General features: G+C 61.7%; 18 protein-coding genes. 6 read left to right on the forward strand and 12 right to left on the reverse strand.

The genetic code is table 11. The annotated features are described in order from the left end of the window. Positions 1-17 precede the first annotated feature (17 nt). Positions 18-329: an ATP-dependent Clp protease adapter ClpS gene (gene clpS, locus ILFOPFJJ_RS05855; protein WP_173509587.1), complete on the forward strand. Its 312-nt coding sequence runs from the start codon at positions 18-20 to the stop codon at positions 327-329. Between the two features lie 37 nt (positions 330-366). On the opposite strand, the gene pth is transcribed toward clpS, so the two are convergent. The 5 genes from pth to ILFOPFJJ_RS05880 all read right to left on the reverse strand — a co-directional run bounded on the left by pth (position 367) and on the right by ILFOPFJJ_RS05880 (position 6,737). Then, complete coding sequence (pth, locus tag ILFOPFJJ_RS05860) at positions 367-1,086, reverse strand: aminoacyl-tRNA hydrolase (protein ID WP_173509588.1); 720 nt, start codon at positions 1,084-1,086, stop codon at positions 367-369. A 194-nt stretch (positions 1,087-1,280) separates the two neighbouring features. Beyond that, positions 1,281-2,015 carry a substrate-binding periplasmic protein gene (locus ILFOPFJJ_RS05865; RefSeq protein WP_173509589.1) on the reverse strand — a complete coding sequence of 245 codons (735 nt, stop codon included), beginning with the start codon at positions 2,013-2,015 and terminating at the stop codon, positions 1,281-1,283. Positions 2,016-2,039: 24 nt separating this feature from the next. Then, positions 2,040-4,412: a putative bifunctional diguanylate cyclase/phosphodiesterase gene (locus ILFOPFJJ_RS05870; protein WP_173509590.1), complete on the reverse strand. Its 2,373-nt coding sequence runs from the start codon at positions 4,410-4,412 to the stop codon at positions 2,040-2,042. A gap of 363 nt (positions 4,413-4,775) precedes the next feature. Beyond that, positions 4,776-5,399: a 50S ribosomal protein L25/general stress protein Ctc gene (locus ILFOPFJJ_RS05875; protein WP_173509591.1), complete on the reverse strand. Its 624-nt coding sequence runs from the start codon at positions 5,397-5,399 to the stop codon at positions 4,776-4,778. A gap of 156 nt (positions 5,400-5,555) precedes the next feature. Next, positions 5,556-6,737, reverse strand: a complete 1,182-nt coding sequence (locus ILFOPFJJ_RS05880; protein ID WP_173509592.1) for a benzoate/H(+) symporter BenE family transporter — start codon at positions 6,735-6,737, stop codon at positions 5,556-5,558. Between the two features lie 316 nt (positions 6,738-7,053). Between ILFOPFJJ_RS05880 and ILFOPFJJ_RS05885 the strand changes: the two genes are divergently transcribed. The 3 genes from ILFOPFJJ_RS05885 (at position 7,054) to ILFOPFJJ_RS05895 (ending at position 10,361) form a co-directional block, all read left to right on the forward strand. Then, positions 7,054-8,010: a helix-turn-helix domain-containing protein gene (locus ILFOPFJJ_RS05885; RefSeq protein WP_173509593.1), complete on the forward strand. Its 957-nt coding sequence runs from the start codon at positions 7,054-7,056 to the stop codon at positions 8,008-8,010. Between the two features lie 277 nt (positions 8,011-8,287). Continuing rightward, positions 8,288-9,796 carry an aldehyde dehydrogenase gene (adh, locus tag ILFOPFJJ_RS05890; RefSeq protein WP_173509594.1) on the forward strand — a complete coding sequence of 503 codons (1,509 nt, stop codon included), beginning with the start codon at positions 8,288-8,290 and terminating at the stop codon, positions 9,794-9,796. Positions 9,797-9,986: 190 nt separating this feature from the next. Next, positions 9,987-10,361, forward strand: a complete 375-nt coding sequence (locus ILFOPFJJ_RS05895; RefSeq protein ID WP_173509595.1) for a DUF779 domain-containing protein — start codon at positions 9,987-9,989, stop codon at positions 10,359-10,361. A 13-nt stretch (positions 10,362-10,374) separates the two neighbouring features. Here the strand turns inward: ILFOPFJJ_RS05895 and ILFOPFJJ_RS05900 are convergent, their stop codons facing one another. After that, positions 10,375-11,064, reverse strand: coding sequence for an NYN domain-containing protein (locus ILFOPFJJ_RS05900; RefSeq protein WP_173509596.1), 690 nt, complete (start codon positions 11,062-11,064; stop codon positions 10,375-10,377). 333 nt (positions 11,065-11,397) lie between these two features. Here ILFOPFJJ_RS05900 and ILFOPFJJ_RS35950 point away from each other — a divergent pair, with 333 nt between their 5' ends. Next, positions 11,398-11,520: a hypothetical protein gene (locus ILFOPFJJ_RS35950; RefSeq protein ID WP_282438547.1), complete on the forward strand. Its 123-nt coding sequence runs from the start codon at positions 11,398-11,400 to the stop codon at positions 11,518-11,520. Positions 11,521-11,588: 68 nt separating this feature from the next. Here the strand turns inward: ILFOPFJJ_RS35950 and ILFOPFJJ_RS05905 are convergent, their stop codons facing one another. From ILFOPFJJ_RS05905 to lgt, 6 genes are all read right to left on the reverse strand, one after another. After that, entirely contained in the window at positions 11,589-12,521 is a 933-nt protein-coding gene (locus ILFOPFJJ_RS05905) for a ribose-phosphate pyrophosphokinase (RefSeq protein WP_173509597.1), read from the reverse strand. Between the two features lie 319 nt (positions 12,522-12,840). Next, positions 12,841-13,695, reverse strand: coding sequence for a hypothetical protein (locus ILFOPFJJ_RS05910; RefSeq protein WP_173509598.1), 855 nt, complete (start codon positions 13,693-13,695; stop codon positions 12,841-12,843). 148 nt (positions 13,696-13,843) lie between these two features. Further along, positions 13,844-14,995, reverse strand: coding sequence for a M24 family metallopeptidase (locus ILFOPFJJ_RS05915; protein ID WP_173509599.1), 1,152 nt, complete (start codon positions 14,993-14,995; stop codon positions 13,844-13,846). 1 nt (position 14,996) lies between these two features. Continuing rightward, entirely contained in the window at positions 14,997-15,791 is a 795-nt protein-coding gene (pgeF, locus tag ILFOPFJJ_RS05920; protein ID WP_173509600.1) for a peptidoglycan editing factor PgeF, read from the reverse strand. Positions 15,792-16,040: 249 nt separating this feature from the next. Continuing rightward, the gene (locus tag ILFOPFJJ_RS05925; protein WP_173509601.1) at positions 16,041-17,144 is read right to left on the reverse strand and encodes a class I SAM-dependent methyltransferase; all 1,104 of its coding nucleotides are present in this window, start codon (positions 17,142-17,144) and stop codon (positions 16,041-16,043) included. A gap of 12 nt (positions 17,145-17,156) precedes the next feature. After that, on the reverse strand, positions 17,157-18,002 hold the full coding sequence (lgt, locus tag ILFOPFJJ_RS05930) for a prolipoprotein diacylglyceryl transferase (protein ID WP_246299471.1): 846 nt from the start codon (positions 18,000-18,002) through the stop codon (positions 17,157-17,159). Between the two features lie 186 nt (positions 18,003-18,188). On the opposite strand from lgt, the gene ILFOPFJJ_RS05935 reads away from it, so the two are divergent. Then, a complete protein-coding gene (locus ILFOPFJJ_RS05935) occupies positions 18,189-18,455 on the forward strand; it encodes an accessory factor UbiK family protein (protein ID WP_173509602.1) in 267 nt (88 codons plus the stop codon). Positions 18,456-18,834: the final 379 nt, after the last annotated feature.

Raw genomic sequence — 18,834 nt, forward strand, 5'->3', positions numbered from 1 at the left:
TCAACGGGTGGATTCCGATGAGTGACAATGATGTTGCCGCAAAACCGAAGATCAAGTCGAAGCCGAAACTGGAGCGGCCGAAGCTCTACAAGGTAATGCTCGTCAACGACGACTACACGCCGCGCGAATTCGTCGTCGTGGTGCTCAAGGCCGTGTTCCGCATGAGCGAGGAAGCCGGCTACAGGGTGATGATGACGGCACACAAATTCGGGACTTCGGTCGTGGTCGTCTGCGCCAGGGACATCGCCGAGACCAAGGCCAAGGAGGCGACCGATCTCGGCAAGGAAGCGGGCTATCCGCTGATGTTCACCACCGAGCCGGAGGAATGACGCAGCAACGCTGCCTGATCTGAAAGCCGGTCGGGATCTAATCGCCTTTCGAGCCGAACATCTTCTTCAGCATCTCGGCCATCGGTCCGGTGGCGGGAAGCTTCTTCGGTTGCGCGGCGTTGCGGGCTTGGTGAATATGGGATTGCGCGGCCTGCTTCTTCGCCGCCTGGGGCTTTTCCTCGCTCGCCTTGCCGCCGGTCGCAAGCGCGATCTTGTTCATGAGTTGCGAATCCTCGCCCTTCACCAGCATGTCCGCATTATCGGCGATGGCGTCGAGAAGCGGTGACACCCAGACCTGATCCGCCTTGGCGAAATCACCGAGCACATGGGCATGCACCAGGTCCTTCACACCCGGATGGCCGATGCCGAGACGCAGGCGGCGATAGTCCTTGCCGCAGTGAGCGTCGATCGATTTGATGCCGTTGTGGCCGCCATGGCCGCCGCCGGTCTTGATCCGCGCCTTGCCCGCCGGAAGATCGAGCTCGTCGTAGATCACGACGATATCCTTCGGCCCGAGCTTATAGAAGCGCATGGCGTCGCCCACAGCTTCGCCCGACAGGTTCATGAAGGTCTGCGGCTTCATCAGGAGCACGCGCTCGCCGGCGATCTCGCCTTCGGAGATTTCCGCCTTGAACTTCTTCGACCACGAGGAAAAGCTCGGGCGCCGCTGTATGGCGTCGACGGCCATGAAGCCGATATTGTGGCGGTTGCCGGCATATTTCGAACCTGGATTGCCAAGTCCCGCGATAATCAGCATGTCGCCATTCTCCTTGGGCTTCCGCCAGCGTCCTTAAATCGATTCCGATTTAAGGAATCATGCAGTAGCGGGGCGAAGTGACAAGCGGCGCCCCTTCTCGTCCGCTCTCCTGCGAGCGGCGAGACGGCTAGGTTGAGGGGCATCCAAATCCCGCTGACAAACCCAAAATCACTGAGGCCGCGGCAAGTCAATCCTTATTTCGCCGCCTGCTCGATGCGGTTCGGACGCAGGCCGTAGCGTTCGAATATCCGGTCCTGCGTGCCGTCGGCGATCAGGCGGTCGAGTTCGGCTTGCATGCGGGCAACGATGTCGTCCGGCATGTCCCGGTGGCAGGCGATCCCGTACTGCTTGCCTTCGAGCACCAGTGCCGCCTCGACCGGTTTGCCGCCGGCCCGCATGCTCTCGAAGGTCTTTTCCGACGTTATGAGCAGATCGATGCGCCCGGCGGCGAGCTTCTTCATTGTGGAATCGAGATTGGCGGCATAGTCGATCCGCTCGAAGCCATGCGACTTCAGATAGGTTGCGGAGAAATCCTCCCGCTGTGTTCCGACGACGAACCGGGTCGCCTCATCGATCGTTTGCGGCGCGATTGCCGAACCCTTGCGTCGCAGCAGGATCATATGATCGACGAGCAGTGGCTCGACCCATTTGAAGTTCTCGTGTCGCTCGGCGTCGTGACCGGTGGTGAAAACGCAATGGAAAGGCTGGCTTTCGGCAAGGGCGAGGGCGCGCGCCCAAGGCAGGAACTCGATATCGTGAGGGAGATCGACCGCCTCCATGATCAGCGCGATCTGTTCGACCGACGCGCCGTTCGGACCGCTGCTGGTCGAGAAGTTGTAGGGCGGATATTCCTCGGTTACGAAATGGATCGTCTCGGCGCGGGCAGTGGCGGAAAGACCTAGGAGGAATGCCAGGATCAGATGCTTCACGCCCATTTCTCCTTTTCGACGGCACTATGCCGGGTTGGCCGCCTTGGCTTCTGAATCGTTTTCCAGGAGGGCCAGCATGCCGTCGATGGGCATGGGGCGGCTGAAGAGATACCCCTGGCCATTATCCACGCCGAGCTTGCGCAGAAGCTGCCATTGCTCCTTCGTCTCGATGCCTTCGGCGACAACCGTGCATCCCATCTGATGCGAAATGGTGCGGATGCCCTTGATGAGCATGCGGCTCTTGCGTCTGACGTCGGCGGTCCCGGAACTCAGCGATCGGGTGAAGGACTGGTCGACCTTGACGATATCGACGGGGAAACGGTTGAGATAGCTGAGCGACGAATAACCGGTGCCGAAATCGTCCAGCGCGATGCGGCAGCCGAACTCGTTGAGCTGTTTCAGGACGGCGTGGACCTCGGGATTGTCGAGCATCAACACCGCCTCGGTGATCTCGATGACGATCCGTTGCGGCGAAATATGATGCTTGAGCAGCAGGGCGGCGAGCTTATGGGGCAGGGACAACTCGAACTGCAGCGGCGAGAAGTTGATTGCCAGATAAGTGTTCTGTGTTCCGTCCAGCTTGGAGATCGCGGCGAGATGGCGGATTGCCTTGTCCAGCACGCGGTCGCCGATACGGCCGATCGTGCCCGTCTCCTCGGCAATCCCGATGATCTTGCCGGGCGGCATCAGCCCTTTTTCCGGGTGATCGAGCCGCATCAGTGCTTCGAAGCCGACAATCTGGCCATCGCCGAGACCGACGATCGGCTGCAGCCAGGCCTCGAACCGATCCTCTTTCAGACCGGCTTCTATGCATTGCTCGATCTCGTGGCGCTCGCGTGCAGTGTCGAGCATGCTGGCGTCGAAGATTCGCAGGCCGTTCTTGCCGTCGCGCTTGCGCGCATACATCGCCATGTCCGCATTCAAGAGCAGGTCGGAGGCGTTTGCGGCATGGGTCGGGTAGACGGAAACGCCGACACTCGCGCTGACCGACAGCTCGTTGCCGGCAATCGGCATCGGCTCGCGCAGTGCGGCGACGATGCGCTCGCCAATCTCGCTGGCGAGAGCGGCGACATCCGTCGCCGCAACGAGAATGGCAAACTCGTCGCCGCCGAGCCTCGACATCACGTCATCGGCACCGAGCGTCGTGCGGATCAGTTCGACGGTCCGGCGCAGAACGGCGTCGCCGGCGGCGTGGCCGAAATTGTCGTTGATCCATTTGAAGCGATCGAGATCGATGAACAGGCAGGCAAGCTGCATGCCGCACGCGTCGGCGTTGCGGATCGCGTCATCGAGAGCGCTTTCAAAGCCCTGGCGATTGAGCAGTCCAGTCAGGTGATCGGTGATCGCCTGGGCATGGTTGCGGCTCTCCGCCTGCTTGAGCGCGGTGACATCGGTCATGACGGACAGCGAGAGCTCGCCGCCATGGGTCGTTTCGGTTTCGAGGATCAGGACAGTCATGAACTCGCCGTCGGCCTTGCGGAACGGCAGCGTCACTTCACTGATATTGTCATTGTCGATCGCGGTCGTCTTTGCGCGAAGGCGATAGGCTTCGTGCCACAGCGGGTCGATGAAATCGGTGAAATTCCGGCCGATGACTTCTTCGCGGGCATAGCCCGTCGCAAGCAGCCAATAGTCGCTGACAGCGCTCAGCCGGTTTGCCGCGTCGAGCGAGAAGAGCATCGCCGGCGTGAGATTGTAAATCTCGGTTGCGCGATCATGCGCGATCTTGAGTTCGGTTTCCTCCCGTTCCAGCCGATCCTGCATTTCGTTGAAGTTCGCGGCGAGCGCGCCCATTTCATCGTCCGAGGTCCAGTCGACCCGGTGGCGCGAACCCAGCCGCCGCGTCGCCTCGATCGCGGCGGTCAACCGCATCAGCGGGCGGATCACGGTGAAACGATTGCCGACGAAGGCCGCCGCAAAGACGATCGTGACTGCAAAAAGAAGGATGGCGAGGACGGTCCATTCGTCCTTGCTGAAGCGCGAAAGGATGCCGGGAGTCGGAACGACCACCTCAAGCGCTCCGACTTCCTTGACACCATCGATGCTGTCAAAGGCGATAGCGGTTTTCAAGGAGCGGTTTGCGGTCGTGCCGGCGATGCCTCCCACAGGGAGTTGAGCAAGGATATTTCCGCCGGCGTCGCGGACGGTAACGGCGCGGATCTCGGTGGCGTTCATCAGGGATCGGGCGATGCGGTCGATGCCTTGCTGATCGAAGTCCCAGATCGGCTTGCCGAGCGCTTCGCCGCTTGCCTCCATCAGAAGCTCGATGTTCTGCAGGCGCTCGCGCGCCACACGTTCGCTCGATATCGTGAGGAAGAGTGCGAGCAACGGAGCGACGAATACAAACATCGCGCCGCAGATGATGGCAATAAACCGGTTTTCCACCGAGTGCATCACCGCATGCCCCCCTCGGCAGTCGTTGCCACTTCATTCATCGTCAATTCTCTTCGACTGCCACCGATAGGCTCCCCGGTCGGCAGGACATCATCTAATCCTTAAATGTTACTGAAACTGCACGCCGAGATTTCATGATGGTGCGGGGAAGACCTGGCTTGCATGGGGCGATGATGCGTTCTGATGAGGGCCAAGTCCGGGCGTCGGGAAATGAGCCGTGGGTCGCCGGCCGAAATGAAAAAACCCGCCCCATGCGACATGGAGCGGGTTTGTCATGTAGGCGTCGACGTGGCTGGCGGGCCGGCCCAAGGAATGAGCCCTGATCCGCGTCCCGCGCCCGTCGCCGGCCGATTGACGAAAAGCAGATTATTCTTCTGCTTCGCCCTCGGCTTCTTCCTCTTCGCCTTCTTCCTGAAGGCCGCCGGCCGGAGCCGCGATCGTCGCGATGGTGAAATCGCGATCGGTGATGACCGGGGTCGCGTTCTTCGGCAGCTTGATGTTGGAGATGTGGATGGTTTCGCCGGCCTTCAGGCCAGTGAGGTCCACGGTCAGGAATTCCGGAATGTCGTCGGCCGGAACGTTCAGCTCGACATCGTGGCGAACGATGTTGAGAACGCCGCCCTGCTTCAGACCCGGGGACTTCTCTTCATTCTCGAAGTGAACCGGAATGGCAACGGAAACCTGGCTGTCCTTGGAGACGCGCAGGAAGTCGACGTGCATGGTGAAGTCGCGGACCGGATCCAGCTGGTAGTCCTTCGGCAGGACGCGGATCTTCTCGCCGTTGACGTCGATGATCGCGACGGTGGTCATGAAACCGCCGGCGTGGATCTTCATCGTCACGTCCTTGGTGGAGAGCGCGATGGAAAGGGGGGGCTGCTTGTCACCATAGATGACAGCCGGGATAAGACCGTTGCGGCGAAGTTCACGGGAGGACCCCTTACCAACCCGTTCGCGCGTCTCGGCCTTGAGCTCGTAAGTTGCGTGGCTCATGGATAGACCTTTCTGGTTATTTGGAGAGTTTGTCCGTCAAGAAGCGGAGAAACCTGAAGCTGATGGCAGCTTCATCCGCGTTGCCTCCAAGGGTGTCTGCGCGGACGCGGGGTCCATAGCGGAGAATGGGTGGAAATGCAAGGCAGGCGCGGCCGTTCACGCCTTTCGCTTGGAAAACCGGGCGAGCGCGAGCATGAGGCCTCCGGCGATCAGGCCCCAGAAGGCGCCGGAGACGCCAGCGAAACCGACACCCGATGCTGTTACCAGAAAGGTGATAGCGGCAGCTTCGCGCGTCTGCGCTTCGCTGAAGGCGGCCATGGCCGAGCTTGCAAAGGCGCCGACCAGCGCCAGACCGGCGACGGCCTCGATCAGCACCGGCGGCGCAAGACTGACGAAGGTTGTGACAGCGCCGGCGAGAAGCCCGAAGAGGATATAGGCAATGCCGGCATTGATCGCCGACCAATAGCGGCGGGCACGGTCGGGGTGGGAATCGACGCCAGCGCACATGGCCGCGGTAATCGCCGCCAGATTGACCGCGTGGCCGCCGAAGGGCGCGCTCAGCATCGAAAAAAGGCCGGTCGCTGCAAACAGCGGACCGGGATTGGGATGGTAGTCGTTGACCTTCAGCACGGCGATGCCGGGAATGTTCTGCGACGCCATCGTCACAATGAAAAGCGGCAGGGCGATGCTGACCATGGCGGCGGCGCTGAAAACAGGGAAGACGAATTCCGCCTTGGGCGCAAGGGCCGACGAGAGCTTTGCAAAGGTGCCGTCGGGCATGTCAATGCCGAAGGCGATAACGAGGACGAAGGCCAGAAGGGCGGCGGGAACGGCATAGAGCTTGTTGACGCTGCCGACCAGTGCCCAGGCGAGAACGATCGGCAGGCCGAAGAGAGGGTTGAAGGCGATCGCCTTGACCGGCGCGAAGCACAGCCCGATGAGCACGCCGGCAAGCATCGCATTCGCCAGGGCCGAAGGAATGGAAGAGACCATCCTGCCCAGCGGTTTCCAAAGCCCGGCAATGACGATCAGCACGCCGCAGACGAGAAAGGCGCCGACCGCGGCATTGAAGCCGCCCTCGACGGCGCTCGAACTCGCCAGCAATGCCGCACCTGGCGTCGACCAGGCGATGCTGACCGGTAGCCGCGTCACCATGCTGATGACGATCGCGCACACGCCCATCGAAATCGACAGCGCCATCAGGCCGGAGGCGGCCTGGGTTTCGGTAGCGCCCACGCCGGCAAGTCCGTTAAGGATGACGGCGAAAGAGCTCGCAAAACCGACAAAGGCAATCAACAGGCCCATGAACAGGCTTTGAAGGGAAAAGTCGCGAAGCATAGTGGACAACCGGGTGTTGCGGGGCGTGGCGCGAAGTGAAGTAGCATATCCTGCTGCATGTTTCCTCAAATCGTAGCTGGTTCAAGGATAAAAACATGCAGCAATTCTGAGTGCTGCAGCGTCCTTTGCGCGTCTGACAGGACGGGGCGCTGTAGGCCGATGTCGATACCGCCCGGCTGAAGGCATTCGATGGCGCGACCTTCGTCTGGCTGGACCCGCTGCGCAATCGATGCCTATAGTGCGCCAGCCGCAGGTATGCCGACCGGAGATCCGGCAAACCTGTCTCCGCCGGAGGACGCTTTCAGGGAGGGGGCGGATGCCTGCTGTCAGGGATCATACCGAACACGTCTACAAGATTGCGCATCAATCGTCGGCTGCGGCGAGTTCGCCGGTCGCAGCATCATGGCGCCGCTGCATGACGCTTCACGGGTTGGCTCCAGAGGAGGCGCGTACGCCTTGGCGACTCGCGGAAAGCGAATTCCGGCAGGCGCGCGAGCGTTCCGGCGTGTTGATTGCGGAGGCGGCCGGAGAACTCGACCGGCTGTTCGCTGTGATCGGTAGGGCCGGGTGCTGCCTTCTGCTCACGGACGACAAGGGCGTCGCGCTCGAGCGCCGCGGCGCGGTCGGCGACGATGCCGATTTTCGCGATGTCGGTCTCTGGTCGGGAACCGTGTGGAGCGAGGCGAGCGTCGGCACGAATGGCATCGGCACGGCAATCGCCGATGAGCGCGCCGTCGTCATCCAGCGCGATCAGCATTTCCTGAGCCGCAATATTGGCCTCAGTTGCGCCACCGCGCCGATCCGGGACGAGGCCGGGCGCCTTGCGGCGGCGATCGATATTTCCACCTGCCGTGACGATGCGTCCGAGGTAACGCTGTCGATCCTCTCCCAGGCCGTGCGCGACGCTGCCTCGCGGATCGAGGCGAACCTTTTCCGGCGGGCCTTTGCCGGGGCCCGGATCGTGCTCGTGCCCGCCGATCGGGCAGGGCCGGCACTGCTTGCGGTCGACCGTGACGACCTCGTCCTTGGCGCGACTCGGGCCGCGCGGCAACGGCTCGGCCTCGACGACGCGCGCATTGCCGCGGGCGTTCCGGCGTCCGACCTGCTTCAGGAAGACGCGCCAGGTGAGGGCGGCGAACTGCCGGATGCCGAGAGGGCGGCCTTGCGGCGCGTGCTCTCGCGCGCCAATGGCAATGTTTCGATGGCCGCCGACCTGCTCGGCATCAGCCGCGCCACGCTTTATCGCAAGATGAAGCGGCTTTCGCTCAACTGAGCAGCGTCGCCTGGCCCCTCCTGCAGGTCGGGCGAGGGAACTGGGAGGTTTTACTCCTCCTTCACCCGCGCTTGCGGGAGAAGGTGCCTGCCAGGCAGGCCGGATCAGGGGCGCTTTCGAGCCTCATTGCTGCGCTGCAGCACGCCGAGGCTGGCCGACGTGTCTCAATTCTGAAACAGATCGCGCTGCCGGCTGCCGCGGCCGGCTATCGGAAATCCGCATTCGGCCGCACCCTTCCTCGCACAGCAATCGGACTGCTGTTCGAAGGGAGGAAATCATGCTGCATCAGAAGATCATCGAGAACCCATACAAGCAGAAATACGGAAACTTCATCGGCGGCGAATGGCGGGAGCCGGTCGCGGGCCGTTATTTCGACAACACGACACCGGTCACCGGCGGCACGCTTTGCCAGATCGCGCGCTCGGATGCCGCGGATATCGAAGCCGCGCTCGATGCGGCGCATGCGGCACGGGAAAAGTGGGGGCAGACGTCGACGACGGAGCGCTCCAACATCCTGATGAAGATAGCCGATCGGATGGAGGAGAATCTCGAGCTTCTCGCGCGGGCGGAAACCTTCGACAACGGCAAGCCGATCCGCGAGACGATGGCCGCCGACATTCCGCTGGCGATCGATCATTTTCGCTATTTCGCCGCCTGCATCCGGGCCCAGGAAGGCTCGATCGGCGAGGTCGACCACGATACGGTTGCCTATCATTTTCACGAGCCTCTCGGGGTCGTCGGCCAGATCATTCCCTGGAACTTTCCGATCCTGATGGCCGCGTGGAAGCTCGCGCCGGCGCTTGCGGCCGGGAACTGCGTGGTGTTGAAGCCGGCGGAACAGACGCCTGCCTCCATCCTTGTCTGGACGGAACTCGTCGGCGATCTCCTTCCGCCGGGCGTGCTGAACATCGTCAACGGCTTCGGCCTTGAAGCCGGCAAGCCGCTCGCCACCAGCCCTCGCATCGCCAAGATTGCCTTCACCGGCGAGACGACGACCGGACGGCTGATCATGCAATACGCCAGCCAGAACCTCATACCGGTCACGCTCGAGCTCGGCGGCAAGTCGCCGAACATTTTCTTCGCCGATGTGCTGAACGAAGACGACGACTATTTCGACAAGGCGCTCGAAGGTTTCGCGATGTTTGCGCTTAACCAAGGCGAGGTCTGCACCTGCCCGAGCCGCGCGCTGATCCAGGAAAGCGTCTATGACCGTTTCATGGAGCGGGCGCTGAAGCGGGTCGAGGCGATCCGCCAGGGTAACCCGCTCGACCAGGCGACAATGATCGGCGCACAGGCGTCGAGCGAGCAGCTCGAGAAAATCCTCGCCTATATCGAGATCGGCAAGGAGGAGGGCGCCGAGGTGCTGACCGGCGGTGGGCGCAACGTGCTCGAAGGCGAACTTTCCGAGGGGTACTACGTCAAACCGACCGTGTTCCACGGGCACAACAGGATGCGGATCTTCCAGGAGGAGATCTTCGGACCCGTCGTTTCGGTGACGACCTTCAAGACTGAGGCGGAGGCGCTGGAGATCGCCAATGACACGCTCTATGGCCTCGGTGCCGGCGTGTGGAGCCGGGATGCCAACCGTTGCTACCGCTTTGGTCGCGCCATCCAGGCGGGTCGCGTCTGGACGAATTGCTACCATGCCTATCCGGCGCATGCCGCCTTTGGCGGCTACAAGCAGTCCGGCATCGGCCGCGAGACGCACAAGATGATGCTCGACCATTACCAGCAGACCAAGAACATGCTGGTAAGCTACAGTCCGAAAGCGCTCGGCTTCTTCTGATCCCGCGCCGGCCTTGCCGGCGTCCTCCCGGCGGGCTCCCGATCATTCATCGGGAGCTTGCTGGTTTATCGCATGTTTCTTTAAATCGTTGCCGATTGAAAACAAAAACATGCAGTAATTCAAAGTGCTACAGCGACCCTGCGCGTCCGATTGGACGCGCGGCGCTGTAGGTGTGAAGCTGGAGGCTGTGATGACGGATGAAGAAAAGGAGCCGCGCGTGCTTGCGACCGATGCGGCAATCGACCTCATCCGCGAAATCCGGCGCGATCATCCGGATATCCTGTTTCATCAATCGGGCGGCTGCTGCGACGGCTCCTCGCCGATGTGTTATCCGGCCGGCGAATATATCGTCGGTGACAATGATGTGAGGCTCGGTGAGATCGATGGCGTGCCGGTCTATATCAGCGCCAGCCAGTACGAGGTCTGGAAGCACACCCAGCTCATCATCGATGTCGTGCCGGGCAGGGGCGGGATGTTCTCGCTCGATAACGGTCGGGAGAAGCGTTTCCTGACGCGCTCGCGCCTCTTCGGCGGCGGTGAGGCCTGCGCCGTAACGGGCAGATAGCGCGGCCCTCCAGTCATTTCCGCCTTACGCGGGCCGGGCTTTCACCGTTCGATTTACACTCCAGAGACGAAATACTTTTCATCAACGTATTGAGGTTCTTGTATCCGTAATTTCGGGAATCGAAGCCCGATATCCGTTTTCCGAGTGCGGTCCCGACTGCGCTGAGGTGGGCCCAGCCATCCCCTCGCGCTACCTCCTTGATCGTCGCGAGAATTTCTGCCTCAGGCAGCTTCAGCTTCTGCTCCGATGTTTCCTGAACAAGGTGGTCGCAATAAAAGAATTTATCGCAAGCTTTCACATAGGGATCAGGCGCCTTCTTCTCCCCAAAGCCGTAAACGGGCAGACCATCCTCTCGGATGCGACCTGCGAGAGAGGTGAAATCGCTGTCGCTCGACGCAATGCAGAAGCCGTCGACTTGCCGTCGATGCAGGATATCCATTGCATCGACCGCCAGCTTCAGATCGGTGGTGTTCTTGCTCTTTGCAGCCGGTACGACGTGGACCGGCGACAGCGCATGTTTATGCACGAGCGGCTGCCAGCCTGTCATCGCAGCACAGCCAAAATTGCCGTAAACGCGTTTGATGATGACTGTGCCGATAGCCGACGCTTCGCGAATGACAAGTGGTACAAAGTCCGGGCGAATATTATCGGCGTCTATCAATATCGCGAGGCGATCACTCTTCCTCCCAGAGCTAATTCCCATTTTACATACGCCTATACATCTAAAATCCAGAAATTTCTCGAACTATGCAGTGTACGCCTCAAAATTGTCAATCTTGGTGGACTTTAGGCTTGGTTGTGGGCACGGGCTTTATTTCGCCGCGCGTCCGATCTTTGTTGCCAAATCGAACCGGCACGCCGCTGACGCAGGCTGGACTCTCTCGCCGCCACATTCTCTGGTCTGTGGACCGGATCCTGAAGCGCCCGGCACCGATTGGGTCGACGTCTACGTCGTTCACAAGGAAGGATCCCTGCACGCCGCTCGGCGCCCAAGCGGCATCAGCTTAAAGACGATCCTAGCGGCGCCGAGCTTGCGTTGAACGAAGGCGAGGGCGCGGCACGCGATGCCGACACTATGCCAGCGGCGGTCTATCCGAACTGGTTCATCGACAATCTTGCCGACGAGCCGGTGGTGCAGGTGCTGGAGAAAAGTCGATAAGCTGAAACAAGAACGCCGGCGCCTCGGGACGCCGGCGTTGAACGGGTTCACGTTCGGATTGGGCGACCTCAGTCGAAGAGGCTCGAAACCGACTCTTCCTGGCTGGTGCGGCTGATCGCTTCGCCGATGAGAGCCGCGGTCGAGATCACGCGGATATTGTGCGCGGACTGGACGGCGGTGGTCGGCTGGATGGAATCGGTGATGACCAGTTCCTTCAGCATCGATGAGGCGACACGGGTAACCGCACCGCCGGAGAGAACGCCGTGGGTGATGTAGGCGGTGACGCTGGTGGCGCCATTCTTCAAAAGTGCCTCGGCGGCGTTGCAGAGCGTGCCGCCCGAGTCGACGATGTCGTCGATCAGGATGCAGTCCTTGCCGCTGACATCGCCGATGACGTTCATGACTTCCGATTCACCGGGGCGATCGCGGCGCTTGTCGACGATCGCCAGCAGACAGTCGAGCCGCTTCGCAAGTGCGCGCGCACGCACGACGCCGCCGACGTCCGGGGAAACGACCATGACGTTCCTCAGGTCGTAGTTCTCCTTGACGTCGCGCGCCAGGATCGGAACGGCGTAAAGATTGTCGGTCGGGATGTCGAAGAAGCCCTGAATCTGGCCGGCGTGAAGGTCGAGGGTGAGAACGCGGTCGGCGCCTGCCCTGGTGATGAGGTTGGCGACCAGCTTGGCCGAGATCGGCGTGCGCGGCCCGGGTTTGCGGTCCTGTCGGGCGTAGCCGAAATAGGGGAGAACAGCGGTGATGCGGCGGGCGGAAGAGCGGCGCACCGCGTCGATCATGATGAGCAGTTCCATCAGGTGATCGTTGGTGGGAAAGGAGGTGGACTGGACGATGAACACATCCTCGCCGCGCACGTTTTCCCCTATTTCGACGAAGATTTCCTGATCGGCGAACCGCCTGACTGTGGCTTTGCCGAGGGGCAGATTTAGATAGTTGCAGATCGCTTCGGCAAGCAGCCGGTTCGAATTGCCTGCGAAAACCTTCATTGACGGTCCGCCTTGAGCTGGCGCGGCCACCGTCCGGGTGCAGTCCGGGGCGGCTTTTTCCGCGCGAAATCCGTGAGCCATTCCGATCGCGGGCAATCTTTACGGACGGCCGCTATTCAGAGCTGATCGGCCGCTTTTTAGCGCCCCTGAACTCGAATGCAAGTGGGAATGCTGCGGCGCAAAGGCCATTATCCTAAAAACTTTGCGTCATCAGGCCAAGATCACGATGATTATGGGTCGACCGACCCATGATCATAGATCGTGATCGGTTCTCGCAAGTCGGAGCTGCATGCGGGCGGAAAACCGCGCGCACTTTTCCTCATCCCGCTTTAGATTGGCGCCAATCAAGATAGGCCCTGATCGTTTTGGTGGCGATTGCTTGCATGATTTCCGGCGGAATCGCGCTCCAGGGCTCGGCCGCGGTGCTCCTGACGGTATCCTGTCCCTGGATACGGTGCAGGCGGTTGCCGCTGCCATCGAGAATGTCCCAGACATAGACGACCGTCGTTTTTCCGCCGTCGTTGAGCGCCGAAAAATAGCCCTTGAGGATATGCTCGCTGGTCGCGTCCCCGGAGCCTTTGATCGCCAGCCCCTGCGCGCGGGCATCGGCGCCGAGCTGCTTCGAAAGCGGGGTCACCGCCTGGACCGGTGCGCCGATGATCGGCAGGAAGCGAATGCCGCCCGAGCCGGACGTTGCCGCGGCGGGCGGCACGGCGGCCTGCTCTGGCTCTTCCGGAGTCGCAGTGGCAGTTTCAGCCGGCGCCGATTGCTGCCGGACCTCCTCGGCTTCAGGCATCGCGGTGGCATCAGGCATCGCGTTGGCGTGAGGCATTGTATTCTGAATCGGCGTTTCGCCTTGGGCGAGGCGGTTTGCCTGGGCGTCGAGCGTGCCGGCTGGATCCGTATAGGTGGCGTCGCCCGTTACATATTGCGTCGGCGGGCTGGAGACGTTCGGCTGTGCGGAGAAGGCGGCCGTGCGGCTTGGCGGCACGCTTTGTATCGGAACGATGGCCGTTTGTGTGGACATCGTGTCGAGATCGGATTGCGTCACCGGCGGGGAACGGAAGGTCCCTCCGCCCACGTCCACCTGGGGTATCAGCACATCCGTGCTGTTGCAGGCTGCAAGTGCTGTTGCAAGACCAAGGCTTGCGATAGGCATGATCGGTTTACGCATCGTTCCCACCGTCCGTCTCGACTCTACAGTTGGAGCGGGATGGGTCGGAAAACCGCTTTCGCACTTCCTCATCCCGTTCCGGCTCGCGGCGGTTCTATGAAACCGTCGCCGTTCGTCCGTCTCGGGCGGGGATCATAGGCCGATTTTCTTACGCAGAAATGAAGTCCAGTCCGTAGCGTGAGAGCGCGCGCGGCGTATCCGGTGTCGTAAGATAGGTCTGGCCGAGGGTCATGGCCGTGCCGGTGTCTGAATCCATGATGATCATGTGCACGAACAGTGACATGTCCGACTCGATCTCCTGGGGGTTGCCGACATGGAACATCTGGTGCTCCATCCAGGAGGGCGAAAAGCGCGCGCCGAGCGAATATCCGCACGCGTTCAGCCGGTGGCGGGCGAGGCCGCGTTCGTCCATGATCCTGGCGTGGACGTCGAAGACAGTGCCAAAAGTATTGCCGGGCCGGAGCACCATTTCTATCGCCTGGATCGTCTCGCGGCAGGCGCTGTAGAGCTCGCGGTGGCGATTGCTCGGCTCGCCGATCACAACTGTGCGCATCATCGCCGCATGGTAATGGGCGCTGACGCCCGCCCATTCGAGGGTCAGCTGGTCGTTGGCGTCGAGTGTGCGCCGGCCCGATTTGTAGCGGCAGAGCAGGGCGTCGGCACCCGAGCCGATGATGAACTCGTTGGCCGGATAATCGCCGCCGCCGGCAAAGATCGCGCCCTGCATGGCCGCGAGAATATCGGCCTCGCTGCCGCCGGGGCGGATCAGCGGCAGGGCCGCCTCAAGCGCGTCGTCCGCGAGGCTCGCGGCCGTTTCGACATAGGCGATTTCCGCCGGGCTCTTGATCAGGCGAAGGCGGCTTACAAGCAACGAGGCATCGATCATTTCGCCGAAGTTGGCGAGTTGATGGTCGAGAAGCCGGGCTGTCCGGCCGGTCATGCCATGGGTGTCGTATTCGACGCCGATGCGGCAGCCGAGAAGATCGAGTTCGCTGAGGAGATTCTTGAGGTCCATGGCCGGATCGGCGTTGACCCGGTCCACCCAGATCTCGATGCGTTCTATATTTGAGGTATGGCGGGCCTGGCGCAGGTCGGCCGAGCGGGTGAGCAGCACCATCGAGCCGTCCTTCTTGACGACCAGCGTCTGGAAGAAGCAATAGCCGAAGGTGTCGTATCCGGTCAGCCAATACATGCTCTCCTGGGCAAAGAGCAGCAGGGCGTCGAGCTTCTCTTCCTGCATCCTCGCCGTAAGCCGCGCAAGGCGGGCCGCATATTCCTCTGCCGCAAAGTGAAGCGCCATCTCAAACCTCCCGTATGCAGATCGCCGACATCTGCCGGCCGTAGTCTGGCTCCTGTCTGTGCGTCGTGCGCCGATAGGAAAAGAAACGGTCCTCGTCCGCATAGGTGCAGATGTCGAGGTTTTCCGCCGTCACGCCGGCTTCCGCCAGTCGTTGGATGGTCAGCCCCGGCAGGTCGAACATGGCATGACCGTTCCGTCCGGAAGGGCTGAAGAAAGATGTGTTGTCCTTGTCGGCGGCAAGGAACCGCTCGACGAATTCGGCTCCCACCTCATAATGTGTCCGGCTGATCGACGGACCGAGGCAGGCGATGATCCGCTCACGGCGCGCGCCGAGCGAAATCATCGCCTCGATGGTGCTTTCAAGAATGCCGCCGAGGGCGCCTTTCCAGCCGGCATGGGCCGCCCCGATCACGCCGGCTTGCGGATCGCTGAAGAGGACAGGCCCGCAATCGGCCGATAGAACGCCGAGCACAATGCCGGGGGTCGCGGTCACCAGCGCGTCGGCGTCGGGACGCGCGCCGTCATAACTGTTGTCGACGACGACGACCTCCGGCGAGTGGATCTGGTGGACGGTTGCAAGGCGCCGCGGTTCGGCACCAAACCAACGCGCGACCCGGGCCCTGTTCTCGCCGACGCGCTCGCGGTCGTCATTCGAGCCGAGGCCGACATTGAGGCCGCGATAGATACCTTCGGAAACGCCGCCCTTGCGCGTGAAATAGCCATGTGCAATCGCCGGTCCCGCCTTGGCGCTGAAGAGCGGACTCTGAACCGGGGAAAGCGAGGCATCGTCCTGCATCGGTGTTCTCGCCCTTGTTATTTTAAGGTTTCATTGGAATTGAGGGCGCGTCGCGGCCCGGTGACTTGCGGCTGATTTGCCGGCGCGATGTTGACCCGGCATGCCGATACTGTCAATCGCCGAACCGCTGCCGGCTTGCTCCATATTCCCTTACATCGAAACCGATATTCGGATGAAACATACAGCAATTCAACGTGCTACGGCGAGCTTCGGGCGTCTGAAAAGCTGGGCGCCGCAGAAAGCGGATCGTCATTGCGCCTTTTTCTGGAAGGGTGCCAGCCTGACTTCGGGACTGCTGACTGCCAGCACCTTGAACAGCTCGCCCATCTTGCCGGAGCCTGAGCCCGCGAGCCGTTCGACGGCGGAGCGAATACCTTCCTGCATCAGCGTGTCCTTGGCGCTGCCGAGTGCCGCGGCGCGCTCGAGCAGGCCGAGGCCGACGAGGAAATCCCCCTGGTGGGCAAGACCGTTGACCTGCACTCCCTCCATTTTGGCGCGATGGGCAAGCTGCTCGAAATCGACATGGCTCGTGAGATCCGCCCGGCCGGGATTGGCGAGCGGAGGATCGTAGCGATGTTCGCGGACCGCCTGCAGCGTGTCCCCATAGCCGGTCGCCAGATGTCCATAGTCGATGATGATCGCCGTGCCGCCGCCCGCGCGGAGGCGCTCGCAGAGTGCGGCCATGACGGCATCGCGCGCGGGGGCGATCTCGAAAATCGTGCCTTCGCTCACCGATTGCGCCGGCGACGGCAGAAACGACGGATCAATGCCGGCGACCCCCGCTGCAAAGGTCAATTCGCCACCTGCGTCGAGGCCTACCATGCGCTCGCGGAATCCCTGCGTGGTGCGCACGAATTGCCGGATGGGGATAGCGTCGAAAAGCTCGTTTGCCGCGAGCAGGAGAAAGCCTGCGGGCAAGGTTTCGAAGCTCGCGTGCCAATGAACCTTGCCTTTGTGGTCCGCGAGCGTTTCGGCCTGCACCTTCTGCAGGCGCTCGCTTGTCTCGACGAGATGCACGCTTCCAGACTGATAAAGATCTGGCGCAAGGCGACGGATGACGCGCAGCATATCGGACATCATCGTGCCTCGGCCGGGGCCGATCTCGGCGATGATCGCGGGCTCGGGGCAACCGTGCTGCTGCCACGCATGCACCAGGAAGATGCCGATCATCTCGCCGAAAAGCTGGCTGATCTCGGGCGCGGTGGTGAAATCGCCGGCCCGGCCGAAGGGCTCGCGCGTGCGATAGTAGCCGTGCTGCGGGTCGGCGAGGCAGAGGGAAAAATAGTCGGTGACGCTGATCGGCCCGTTGGCCTTGATCAGCGCCTTGATCTTGTCGGCGAGAGGATTCGTCATGCACTCGTCCAGTTATGCGGTGGCTGCCGCCGCCCGGCGTGCGCGCGCAATCGCCCATATGCCTGCGAGCGCCATCGGCAGTGAAAGCACCATGCCCATGGTCAGCCAGCCGCCGGCCAGATAGCCGATCTGAGCGTCCGGTTCGCGGAAGAATTCGACAAAAATGCGGCTTGCGGCGTAGCCGCAGACGAATATGCCGCAGATTAGGCCGGGTATCTTCAACGCCTTGCGGCGATAGACGAAATAGCCAAGCACCAGAAGGAGCAGAACGCCTTCGAGCGCCGCCTCGTAGAGTTGGCTCGGATGGCGGGCGAAGGGACCGCCAGTCGGAAAGGCCATTGCCCAGGGCATCGAGGACAGGCGTCCCCAGAGCTCGCCATTGATGAAGTTGGCGATGCGGCCGAAGAAGAGCCCGATCGGCACTACGGTGGCGACGACGTCGAACAGGCTCCAGACCGCGATGTCGTTTCGCCGAGCGAAGACGATGATTGCGAGCGTCGTACCGAGAAGCCCGCCATGGAACGACATGCCGCCGTTCCAGATTTCGATGGCGCGGATCGGATTCTGCAGGACAGAGCCCAGGTCGTAGAAGAGGATGTAGCCGATGCGCCCGCCAAGCACGATGCCGGCCGCGGCCCAGAGCAGAAAATCGTCGAGCTGCGTCAGGTTGAAGGCCGGGGTATCGTTGCGCCAAAGCGAAGCGTTCTGGATGATGCGGCGCGCATAGAGCCAGCCGAGGAGTATGCCCGCGACATAGGCGAGGCCATACCAGTGGATGGCAAGCGGCCCGATCGTGAAGATGACGGGGTCGATTTCCGGGAAAGGGAGGATGGCGAGGCGGGTTGCGATTGTTTCCAAGGTCTTGTCTCGTGCCGGCCGGTTGTTTTGGCGGAACATGGCGATCGAAATCGGGCGGGTCAAGCTGGCAGGTGCCGGTCCGTCATCTCCTTGCCGTCTTATTTTTCTTGCATCCTTCCGCCGACGATCCTACCTGAATTTCAAGACCGCGCTGCTACGCGCGATGCTGAAATGGAGATCTGGACGATGAGCACTGGAGCCAACCGCATTCTGGACGATTTTGCCAAGCTGATGACCGATGCGGCGGGCGCTGCCCAGGGCGTGCGACGCGAGGTCGAAACGGCTTTCCGCGCACAGGCCGAAAGCTGGCTGAATTCGCTCGATGTCGTCAAGCGCGAGGAATTCGAGGCCATCAAGGAGATGGCTGTCAAGGCGCGCGAGGAAAACGACACGCTGCTTGCCCGCATCGAAGCGCTGGAAGCGCGCCTCGCGGAGGCCGGCGAGAAAAAGTAGCGGCCGAAGGGGGTAGCGCTCGCCGCGGCTCGGCTCGCCCCGCTTCGCCCACTTGATTGGAGCGAACCGCGAGCGTCGCATCGCTTCCTGCGGGGATTTCGCTCGCAGGTGAGTGATTCCATCAATCGTTTCCCGATTTGAAGCAACGGCCGTTCAAAGTGCTACGGCGACCTTTGTAGGTCCGAAAAGATGCACGGCGCGATAGGGTTAATAAAATCTCGAAAGTTTTCCACCTGTGGACACTGCCAAAAAATCCTTATGGCAGAGTCGTTTATGCATCTGCGCTGAATCAAAATCACAACGCGGCCCTGGTTCTTCGCCGCAATTTTTCGCCTGAGGGGCTGGCAGGCTGACTCTGCCGTTATACACTGATTTTAAA

Source organism: Sinorhizobium psoraleae (assembly GCF_013283645.1).
GTDB classification, from domain to species: Bacteria; Pseudomonadota; Alphaproteobacteria; order Rhizobiales; family Rhizobiaceae; genus Sinorhizobium; species Sinorhizobium psoraleae.